1 protein-coding gene and 1 pseudogene are annotated in these 496 nt (G+C 67.3%); both read right to left on the bottom strand.

The features are described 5' to 3' along the window. Positions 1 to 313, bottom strand: a 313-nt coding sequence (gene moaC, locus AACY08_RS28945; protein ID WP_339472509.1) for a cyclic pyranopterin monophosphate synthase, incomplete at its 3' end; no start/stop codon positions are given. Beyond that, a pseudogene (trpC, locus tag AACY08_RS28940) lies at positions 310 to 496 on the bottom strand (indole-3-glycerol phosphate synthase TrpC); the annotation flags it as partial. The pseudogene trpC and the gene moaC, both read right to left, overlap by 4 nt.

Raw genomic sequence — 496 nt, 5'->3', positions numbered from 1 at the left:
CCTCGGTCGCCGCCGTCGCGGTCGCGGTGACGCCGCTCTCGTCCACCACCAGATCGATCGCGACGCGCGTCAGCGGCAGCGGGTGACACAGCGGGATCAATTCGCTGGTGCGCTTGGCCGCCATGATCCCCGCGACCCGCGCCACCGCCAGCACATCGCCTTTCAGCGCAGTCCCGTCGCGGATTGCGCGCGCGGCTTCGAGGATCATGTCGATCCGCCCCGTCGCCACGGCTTCACGTCGGGTCGGCGTTTTGCCGCCGACATCGACCATATGCGCCGCACCGGCGGCATCGAGATGGGTGAGCTCGCTCATCCGACCAGCGCGCGTGTTGCCGCTTCGACGTCGCTCTGGCGCATCAGCGATTCGCCGATCAGGAAGCAGCGAATGTCATGTTCGGCCATCGCATCGAGATCTGCGCGCGTGGTAAGCCCGCTTTCGGCGACGAAGGTGCAGCCCTTGGGCGCCTTGGACACGAGTTCATAGGTGCGCGCGAAA

This window comes from Pseudomonas sp. EL_65y_Pfl1_R83, assembly GCF_963970695.1.
Lineage (GTDB): Bacteria > Pseudomonadota > Gammaproteobacteria > Pseudomonadales > Pseudomonadaceae > Aquipseudomonas > Aquipseudomonas tritici.
This window is presented reverse-complemented; position numbering and strand designations above follow the sequence as displayed.